Genomic DNA, 8,803 nt, shown 5'->3' with positions numbered 1-8,803 from the left:
GACCGGCCGCGCGCCGGACCGCCAGCAGCAGCAGCCCGCCGAGCAGCAGCATGCCCGCCGAGTTGGCCAGCGCGACGGCGAGCACCCGGTCGGCCGTGGGGAGCAGCGCCGCCATCGGCAGCGTACCGAGCGTGACCGCCAGCCATCCGGCACTGATGGCGAGCGTGGCCTCCCGGGTCGCGCCCCGGGCGTACAGGGCGCGGGAGAGGACCGCGAACAGCCCGTACCCGAGCAGCCCCGGGGCGAAGCCGGCGACGGCCGTGGCGGTGGCGGAGGCGTCCAGCGGGAAGAACCGGCCGATCGGACCGGCCACCCCGACCAGCGCCGCCGCGCCGAGGCAACTGGACAGCAGCACCGCGCGCACCGTGCCGGACAGGGTGTCCCGGTAGCCGGCCTCGTCGCCGCCGGCCGCCGTCTCGGCCAACGCCGGGTACGCGGCCGTGGCCAGCGGCACCGCCAGCACCGCCCAGGGCAGCAGATAGAACGTCTGGGCGAGGTTGAACACCTGCGGGGCCTCGGTCCGACCACCGGAGATCTGATAGAGGATCACCAGCGTGGCCACCTGCTGGGCGGTGACGGTGACCACACCGGCGGTGACCAGACCACCCACCCGCGCCCGCGCGTCGGCCGGGAAGCCGTATCCGGGGCGCAGTCGCAGGCGGAGCCGCCGCAACGGGATCAGCAGCGACAGCGAGAGCACCACCACACCGAGCGTGGTGCCGCCGGACAGGATCAGTTCCGCACCCCGGCCCGCCTGCGCCACGCTCGCCCCCGGACCGGCCACGGCCACGAAGACGAGGTACGCCACGATCACCGTCAGGCTGGACAGCAGCGGCGCGATCACCGGCCAGGCGAAGCGGCGGTGGGCCTGGAGCACACCGGTCAGCACGATCCCGATGCCGTAGAGCGGCACCTGCGGCGCGAAGACCCGCAGCATCCGGGCCCCGGCCGCCAGTTCCTCCGGGCTGCGGCTGTGGAAGACCGACACGATCTGCTCGGCGCCCAGGGCCACCAGCACCGCCAACGGCACCAGCAGCGTCACCGTCCAGGTCAGCAGCGCGCTCGTGGTCGCCGCCACGGCCCGCCGGTCGCCGGCCGCGACCGCACCGGCGAGCAGCGGTACGACCAGGCTGGCCAGCGCCCCGCCGGCCACGATCTCGAAGATGATGTTGGGGACGGTGTTCGCGATCACGTACATCGCGCCCAGGTCGCTGTCCTGCACCACCCAGGTGAAGACGGCGGTACGGCCGAACCCGGCCAGCCGGCTGACCACGGTGAGCACGGCGATCAGCGCGGCGGCCCCGGCCACCCGGCCGGCGCCGGCGAGGGGTGTCGGTCTGGTCACGTCAGTCGTCGCGACGGCCCAGCGCGTCGAGTTCACGCAGGCCCGGGGTGCGCGCGATGACGGCGGTGAAGCTGACCTTCTCGCTGGCCGCCGTCAGGCCGGCGAGCACCGCCAGGATCCCGGCCCGACCGATCGGGCCGGTGCGTGCGGCCAGCGCCACGCCGAGCACGGCGCCGAGCGCGTTCGCGCCGCTGTCGCCGAGCATCACGTCCTCGTCGAGGTCGGCGGGAAGCAGCCCGGCGGCGGCGCCCACCGCACCGGCGGCGATCCCACCGGTCGCGCCACCGAGCAGCGGCGCGCCGAGCAGCAGGCCCGACTTCAGCGCCCGCCCGGGTCGCAGGTCGAGCAGGTTGAGCAGGTTGGCGGTGCCGGCCACCACACCGGCGCCGAGCAGCACGTCCACGGTCCGGCCCAGCCCGCCCTGGCGTCGCCGACCACGGTGCCCGGCCACCCGGGGGTCGGCGGCGAGCAGCGCGGCGGCACCCAGACCGGCCGCGCCCACTCCGACGATCTTGACCAGGCCGGTGCTGACCCGCCCCTGCCGCAGCGCGGCGAGGTGTCCCGCGAAGCCCTTGTCCGCCTTCTGCTCCGGCCGGGCGCCGACCACGTCGTCGTAGAGCCCGACCGCACCGGCGCCGAGCCCCGCCACCAGGACCGCCGCTCCTCCCGGCACGCTGGGCGCGCCACCGGCCGCCGCCCCGGAGGCGCTCACCGCCAGCGCCGGCCCGGCCGCCAGCGTCACCGTACGGCCACGGAAGTTCGTTCGCGCCAGTGTCGGACCGGCCGGGGAGGTACGGATCTCACGGAGCGCGTACCGGGCGGCAGCCGCACCGACCCCCGCCGCCAGCAGTCGACCGAGTACGCCCACGCCCCAGCTCACCTCGCTCGCTCACGCCGTCTGCGCCGCCGGTCGGCGGGCGACATCGTCGAACCGGACACCCGGGGTGTCCCGTCGACTCACTGGGGCAGTCTAGGCACCAGCTCGACGTTGTCGCCCACGCCGTACTGGCCGGCCTTGCGCTCGTTGAGCTGTTGCACGACGGCCAGCGAGGTGACGAGCTGTCCCTGGACGGTGTTGGCGTTGTCGACGGTGGAGATGGTCTGCGCCAGCACCGCGTCGCCCCGGACGAAGGAAACCAGGTTGCCGCCGGTGGAGCCGTTGCCGGCGACCACGATGCCGCCGGTGCGGTCGAACTGCTCGGCGATCTTCACCACCGACTCGTCCTTCTTGGCGGAGTCCTTGTCCACGTACGGCTGGCCGCTGATCACCACGACCGCCTCGGCGGCGTCGGTGATCCGGTCCGCGGTGGTCAGGTAGTTCGCGTTGCCGTACGCGGTCACCACCGCCCGCCGGTCGGCCTCGGTGACCGGCTCGGCCCCGGCGGGCTGATCCAGCAGCACGGTGGCCAGCAGGGCGCTGGAGGTCTCCACGCCGTGCCCGTTGCCGGGCAGTCCGCTGGTCGGCGCGCTGGTGGGCCGGGCCGCGGTGACCGCCAGTTCCAGCAGGTTGTTGTTGTTCTCCGGGTTGATGAACTTGTCCTGCAGGTCGACCCGCCCGGTGATCACGGCACCCGCCAGCTCCAGCATCTTGACCACGCCCTCGGTGTGGTCCCGGCCGGTGGGCAGGCTGAGCACCAGCACCCGCTTGCCGGTCAGCTTGCCCGGCAGGATCACCTGGGCCATCTCGGCCGCGAACTCCTCCTCCAGCTCCAGCTCGCGCTGCATGTTCTGGACCGTCTGGCGCATCTGCTGGTTGTCCTTGCGCAGCGAGTTGACGGTCTCCTTGAGCGAGTCCGCGACCGGGCCGTTGAGGGCGGCTGTACCGACGACCAGGCCGATCGCCAACGCGAGGAAGACCGCGGTCAGGGACACCACGTGGTACCGGAAGTTGATCACGCTTGCAGCCTCTTGATCGGTCGGGAGCTAGAAGAGCTGGCCGAGCTGGAACACAAAATTGTCCCACCACTCGGAGACCACGCCCAAATACGCCTTGCCGACGGTGGACACCGCCACCGCCGAGGCCATCGCCGCCACCGCCGAGAGCACCAGCAGCAACAGCGAGGAACCCGAGATGCTCTGCCGGTAGAGCCGGCTCACACCCTTGGCGTCGACCAGCTTGCCACCGACCTTGAGCCGGGTGAGGAACGTCGACGCCATGCCGCCGCGCCCCTTGTCCAGGAACTCGACCAGGGTGGCGTGGGTGCCCACCGCGACGATCAGCGAGGCGCCCTTCTCGTCGGCCAGCAGCATCGCGAGGTCCTCGCTGGTGGCGGCGGCGGGGAAGGTCACCGCCGGCACCCCCAGGCCGTTGACCCGGGGCAGACCGGGAGCCCGGCCGTCCGGGTACGCGTGCACGATCACCTCGGCGCCGCAGCGCAGCACGTCGTCGGTGACCGAGTCCATGTCACCGATGATCATGTCCGGCGTGTAGCCCGCCTCGACCAGCGCGTCGGCCCCGCCGTCGACGCCGATCAGCACCGGCTTGAACTCCCGGATGTACGGGCGCAGCACGTCCAGGTCGGCCTTGTAGTCGTAACCCCGCACCACGATCAGGCAGTGCCGGCCCTGGATCTCGGTCGCGATGTCCGGTACGCCGACACCGTCGAGCAGCAGGTCACGTTCCTGCTTGAGGTAGTCCATGGTGTTGGCGGCGAACGCCTCCAACTGCACCGACAGGCCCTCGCGGGCGTCGCTCATCGCCTTGGCCACGCTCTCGGCGTCCTGCAGGCTGCCGTGCGCCAGCGGCTCGTCGCCGAGATAGACGGTGTTGCCCTCGATCCGCACGGTGTCGCCCTCGCGGATCCGCTCGAAGACGCCCTCACCGAGGTCGTCCAGGAGTGGGATGCCCGCCGCGACGAGCACCTCCGGACCGAGGTTGGGATAGCGGCCGGAGACCGACGGCTTGGCGTTGAGGACCGCGCCGACGCCCACGGCGACCAGCGAGTCGGCGGCGACCCGGTCCAGGTCGACATGGTCGATCACGGCGATGTCACCGGGGCGGAGCCGACCGACCAGGCGTTTCGTCCGGCGGTCGAGGCGGGCGGTGCCGAGGATTCGTCCCGGTTCCGCGTTCCGGGTCCGGCGCAACGTGGGTAGACGCATCGTGACCATCCTGGCATGTGAGGCAGGCGAATCTGTCGCGACATGCCTGAGCAGGGCCGCCTACCCAGGGAAGCACAGATGGGCGAAGGCCGGTGTGCCTCCGCTCACAATGACGGTTCTCACGACCGCCGTTCTCGGGCCGCGACGGCCAGCAACTCCTCCGCGTGAGCGATACCCAGATCCGAGTCCGGCAAACCCGCGAGCATCCGGGCCAGTTCCCGGGCCCGCTCGGTGTCCTCCACCACCCGCACCCCGCTGGTGGTCACCGCGCCACCGGTGTCCTTCGCCACCACCAGGTGGCGGTCGGCGAACGCGGCCACCTGCGGCAGGTGGGTCACCACCAGCACCTGGTGGCTGCGGGCCAACCGGGCCAGCCGACGGCCGATCTCCACCGCCGCCTGACCGCCGACCCCCGCGTCGACCTCGTCGAAGACCAGCGTGGGCGGACCGCCCGAACCGGCGAAGACGACCTCGATGGCGAGCATCACCCGGGACAGCTCACCGCCGGACGCGCCGCGCTGCAACGGCAACGACGGCGCACCGGGATGGGCCAGCAGCCGCAACTCGACCTCGTCGCCGCCGTCCGGCCCGACACCGACCTCCACCCCGTTGACCGGCAACGTGGGCTCGGTCCGCCCGGCCGGCCGGGGCAGCACCGCCACCTCGACGCGGGCGTGCGGCATGGCCAGCCCGGCCAACTCGACGGTCACCTGCTCGGCGAAGCGCACCGCCGCCTCCTGGCGGGACGCCGACAACCGGCCGGCCAACTCGGCCACCTCAGCGGCCAGCCGGGACGCCTCCCGGTCCAGTTCCTCAAGGACCTCGTCGGAGATGTCCAGGTCGGACAGTCGGGTCCGGGCCCGCTCCGCCCAGGCGATCACCCCGTCGACGTCGTCGGCGTACTTGCGGGTCAACGCCCGCAGCGCGGCCCGGCGCTCGTAGATGCTCTGCAGCCGGGCCGGGTCGGCGTCCAGCCCGGTGAGGTACGTCGACAGTTCCACCGACACGTCGGCGACCAAGGTCGCCGCCTCCTCCAACCGCGCCGCCAGCTCACCCAGGGCCGGATCGGTGCCGGCCTGCGCCTCCAACGTCCGCCGGGCGGTGCCGAGCAGCGCCGAGGCGTCCGTGGTGTCGTCGGTGGCCTCCAACCCGCCGGCCACGCACTGGTGGGCGACCTGCGCCGCGGTACGCAGTCCCTCGGCGTGTTCCAGCCGCTGCGCCTCGGTCTTGAGCTCGTCGTCCTCACCGGCCTGCGGATCGACCCGGGTGATCTCGTCGAGCCCGAGCCGCAGCAGATCCGCCTCCTGGTGGCGCTCCCGCGCGTTGCGCCGCCGGTCCGCCAGGTCGTCCACCACCCGACGCCACTGCGTGTACGCCTCGCGCGTCGCCTCCAGCAGCTTCTCGTGCTCCGGCCCGGCGAAGCGGTCCAGGGCGGCCCGCTGCTCGGCGGGACGCAGCAGGCGCAACTGGTCGGACTGGCCGTGTACGGCCACCACCTGTTCGCCCACCTCGCCGAGCGTCGACACCGGCATGCTCCGCCCGCCCAGATGCGCCCGCGAGCGACCCTCCACGGTGACCGTCCGGCTCAGCAGCATCGCGCCGTCGTCGTCGGGCTCGCCCCCGGCGTCCGTGATCCGGGCGTGCACCGATTCGGCGACCCGACCGCTGAGACGCAGGCGCCCCTCGACGACGGCCCGACCGGGCTGGGCACGCACCCGCCCCGCGTCGGCACGGCCCCCGAAGAGCAGGCCAAGGCCGGTGACCACCATCGTCTTACCGGCACCGGTCTCGCCGGTGATGACATTCATGCCACCGGCGAGCGGCAGCGTGGTGTCCTCGATGACGCCCAGTCCGGTGATCCGTAGCTCCTCCAGCACAGCACCCGACAGTAGACGCGTGGCCCGACACTTGACCAGCCGGCGCGGCGACCCGGGTCAGCGGCGGTTGCCCCGCCAGCCGTGCACCGGCAGGTCGAACTTGGCCACCAGGCGGTCGGTGAACGACCGGTCGCGCAGCCGCACGATCCGCACCGGCAGGACACCGCGACGCACCGTGACCCGGGCGCCCGGCGGCAGGTCGTAGACCCGCCGCCCGTCGCAGGAGAGCACCGCCAGCGTGGTGAACGGGTCCACGGTGATCGAGAAGGTCGAGGTGGGCGCGGTCACCAGCGGCCGGCTGAACAGGGCGTGCGCGCTGATCGGCACCAGCAGCAGCGCCTCCACCTCGGGCCAGACCACGGGCCCGCCGCCGGAGAAGGCGTACGCCGTCGAGCCGGTCGGCGTGGCGCAGACCACCCCGTCGCACCCGTACCGCGACAGGGGGCGACCGTCCACATCGACCAGCAGCTCCAGCATCTGGGCCCGTTCGCCCTTCTCGACGCTGATCTCGTTGAGCGCCCACGACTCGATCGTCGGCCCGCCGTCGAACTCGGCGGTGACGTCCAGGGTGAGCCGCTCGTTGACGCTGTAGTTGCGGCCCACCACGTCGCGCACCGCGAGATCCAGATCGTCGATCTCCGCCTCGGCCAGGAAGCCGACCTTGCCCAGGTTGATGCCGAGCAGCGGCACCTTCGCCGGGCGGGCCAGCTCGGCGGCGCGCAGGAAGGTGCCGTCACCACCGAGCGCGAAGACGATCTCGGCACCCTCGGCCGCCTCCGGCCCGGTCACCGGCACCGCGCCCGGCAGGTCGAGATCCTCGGCCTCCTCGGCCACCACCCGGACCTCGAAGCCGGCGGCGATCAGGTCGGCCGCGACCGTACGCGCGTGTTCCGTGCTGCGCCGGCGACCCGTGTGGGTCACCAGCAGGGCGGTACGGGTCACCGGAAGGCCCGCCCGCCGTGGGTCGGCCGTCGCGTCGAACCACCCGGACCTACCCCCGCCGTGGCGGAGTTGCCCTCACTCACCCGGCCACCTCCTTCGTCACCTCGTCACGCGCGTCACCGGCGGCCGCCGGCGCACCGGGCCCGGCCGCCACCACGGCCCGTACCCGTTCCGGGTCGGCCGCTGGCGCGTCCCGGCGTAACCATACGAAGAACTCGACGTTGCCGCTCGGGCCGGGCAGCGGGCTGGCCGCCAGCTCCGCCAGCCCCAGTCCGAGCGTCGCGGCGGACGCGGCGACGTCGAGCACCGCCTCGGCCCGCAGCGCCGGGTCCCGCACCACGCCACCCGCACCGACCCGTTCCCGGCCCACCTCGAACTGGGGCTTGACCATCAACGCCAGGTCGCCGTCGACGGCCGTGCAGGCGGCCAAGGCCGGCAGCACCAGCCGCAGCGAGATGAACGACAGGTCGGCCACCGTCAGGTCGACCTGCCCTTCGATCGCCTCGGCGGTCAGCGTCCGGACGTTCGTCCGTTCCAGGACCCGGACCCGCTCGTCGGTCCGCAGCGACCAGGCGAGCTGTCCGTAGCCGACGTCGACCGCCACCACCTCGGCCGCGCCCGCCCGCAGCAGCACGTCGGTGAAGCCGCCGGTGGACGCCCCGGCGTCCAGGCACCGCCGGCCGGTCACGGTCAGCCCACCGGGGGCGAAGGCGGCCAGCGCACCGGCCAGTTTGTGTCCGCCCCGGGAGACGTACTCGGAGGCGGGGTCGGCGCCGGTTACCACCAGCGGGTCGGCGGGGTCGACCATCGCGGCGGCCTTGCGGGCCACCACCCCCCGAAGCCGTACCCGACCGGCCTCCACCAGGTCGGCGGCCTGTTCCCGGGATCGGGCCAGGCCACGACGGACGAGTTCGGCGTCCAACCGGTTACGACGTGCCATGGGCGGAGGGTCTCCTCAGGCCTGGTCGATGGTGGCGAGCGTTTCCCGCAACGTCTGGTACGCGGCCTCGTACTGCGCGATCTGGTCGGCCGGCGCGAGGTTCGCGGCGTTCGCCATCGCCTGCACGGCGGCGTCCACCGCCGGCTGTCCCCCGTCCTCGGCGCCGTCCTCGCTCCACGACTGCGGCGGTGGACCCGGGCGCGGCCCCGGTGGTGGCCCGGGCCGTGGCGACACGCTCACCGCCGCGCTCCGGCCCGCGTCGCAGCACCCGATCCGACGTCTCGCCGCCCCACGGCCGACCGCGTCGGCCCGGAGCGCCGCGAGCGACGGCCGGTCACGGCGTGGTGTCCGGGCGGCTGGCGGGTCGGGCCGGGGCGTCACCGTCGGCGGGACGTGCCACCGAACCCGGCGTCTTCTTCGCCACCGCCTTCTTCGCGACCTTCGCCACGGCCTTCTTCGCCGCCGGCTGATCCTCCGGCGGCGGCACGGCACCCGCCTTCTTCGCGACCGCCTTCTTCGCCACGGCCTTCTTGGCGACCGGGTTCTTCGCCGCCGCGTGCCCGGTCGGTGGGGCCGCCGCTGCGGTCTCGGCGGCCT

The 8,803-nt window shown here is 73.5% G+C and carries 8 protein-coding genes and 1 pseudogene; all 9 read right to left on the bottom strand.

The annotated features are described in order from the left end of the window. The coding region (gene murJ, locus EYA84_RS20460; protein ID WP_131054656.1) for a murein biosynthesis integral membrane protein MurJ at positions 1-1,345 on the bottom strand (1,345 nt) is incomplete at its 3' end. Position 1,346: 1 nt separating this feature from the next. Continuing rightward, positions 1,347-2,213, bottom strand: a complete 867-nt coding sequence (locus EYA84_RS20455; RefSeq protein WP_131054658.1) for a hypothetical protein — start codon at positions 2,211-2,213, stop codon at positions 1,347-1,349. An 89-nt stretch (positions 2,214-2,302) separates the two neighbouring features. Beyond that, positions 2,303-3,241 (bottom strand): copper transporter, encoded by a 939-nt coding sequence (locus EYA84_RS20450; RefSeq protein ID WP_131054655.1) that lies wholly within the window; start codon positions 3,239-3,241, stop codon positions 2,303-2,305. A 27-nt stretch (positions 3,242-3,268) separates the two neighbouring features. Then, entirely contained in the window at positions 3,269-4,447 is a 1,179-nt protein-coding gene (gene steA / locus EYA84_RS20445) for a putative cytokinetic ring protein SteA (protein ID WP_131054654.1), read from the bottom strand. Between the two features lie 119 nt (positions 4,448-4,566). Then, on the bottom strand, positions 4,567-6,324 hold the full coding sequence (gene recN, locus EYA84_RS20440; RefSeq protein ID WP_131054653.1) for a DNA repair protein RecN: 1,758 nt from the start codon (positions 6,322-6,324) through the stop codon (positions 4,567-4,569). A gap of 57 nt (positions 6,325-6,381) precedes the next feature. Next, positions 6,382-7,266: an NAD kinase gene (locus tag EYA84_RS20435; RefSeq protein WP_131054652.1), complete on the bottom strand. Its 885-nt coding sequence runs from the start codon at positions 7,264-7,266 to the stop codon at positions 6,382-6,384. A 79-nt stretch (positions 7,267-7,345) separates the two neighbouring features. Further along, positions 7,346-8,206 (bottom strand): TlyA family RNA methyltransferase, encoded by an 861-nt coding sequence (locus EYA84_RS20430; protein ID WP_131054651.1) that lies wholly within the window; start codon positions 8,204-8,206, stop codon positions 7,346-7,348. A gap of 15 nt (positions 8,207-8,221) precedes the next feature. After that, positions 8,222-8,446, bottom strand: a complete 225-nt coding sequence (locus EYA84_RS20425) for a hypothetical protein (RefSeq protein WP_236145866.1) — start codon at positions 8,444-8,446, stop codon at positions 8,222-8,224. Positions 8,447-8,540: 94 nt separating this feature from the next. Then, positions 8,541-8,803, bottom strand: a pseudogene (locus tag EYA84_RS20420) (histone H1); the annotation flags it as partial.

The organism is Verrucosispora sp. SN26_14.1 (genome assembly GCF_004307965.1).
Lineage (GTDB): Bacteria > Actinomycetota > Actinomycetes > Mycobacteriales > Micromonosporaceae > Micromonospora.
Note: the sequence above shows the minus strand (reverse complement) of the source record. Positions and strands in the feature narration are given on the sequence as shown.